The organism is Enteractinococcus helveticum (genome assembly GCF_001657475.1).
In the GTDB taxonomy this organism is placed as follows: Bacteria; Actinomycetota; Actinomycetes; order Actinomycetales; family Micrococcaceae; genus Yaniella; species Yaniella helvetica.
Genome location: NZ_LXEY01000056.1, coordinates 1 through 471, shown reverse-complemented (window position 1 = coordinate 471; position 471 = coordinate 1). Strand labels below are relative to the sequence as shown.

Sequence of the window (471 nt, the reverse complement as noted above, 5' to 3'; positions counted from 1 at the left end):
GATCAACAAGAAGATAGTGCAGACAAAACAGATAAAAATCAAAATAATGGCAATAACGTTACTAATGACAATCAACCATCTTCACCGTCAAATGTTCCTAACAACCATTCAACTGTACCATCGAATACGCAACCAGCTCAGCCAAAAGACTCAAATTCAAATAAAAATAATACTCATGGCCGCGGCAGTCAATCGTCAACAAACAACCAAAATAATCAACAACAGAACACACCACCTGCTAATAAATCAAATAATACCAATACGCCTTCTAAACAAACACCTCAAGCACAATCACCTAAAAATTAATCATTTGCCTGATACGTCCACAAGTACCAGATGCATAAATTCAGAAAAACAGCAGTGAGATATTTTTCTATTTGAAATATCTTACTGCTGTTCTTTATTTGCATAATTCGCACTCTGTTAAAATCATATAAAAGTTCGCTTTAATGTCATTGACGTATGTATAAG

General features: G+C 34.2%; 1 protein-coding gene. It reads left to right on the top strand.

Annotated features, from left to right (window positions below):
- The coding region (locus tag A6F49_RS14465) for a hypothetical protein (RefSeq protein ID WP_082911821.1) at positions 1-306 on the top strand (306 nt) is incomplete at its 5' end.
- Positions 307-471 lie beyond the last annotated feature (165 nt).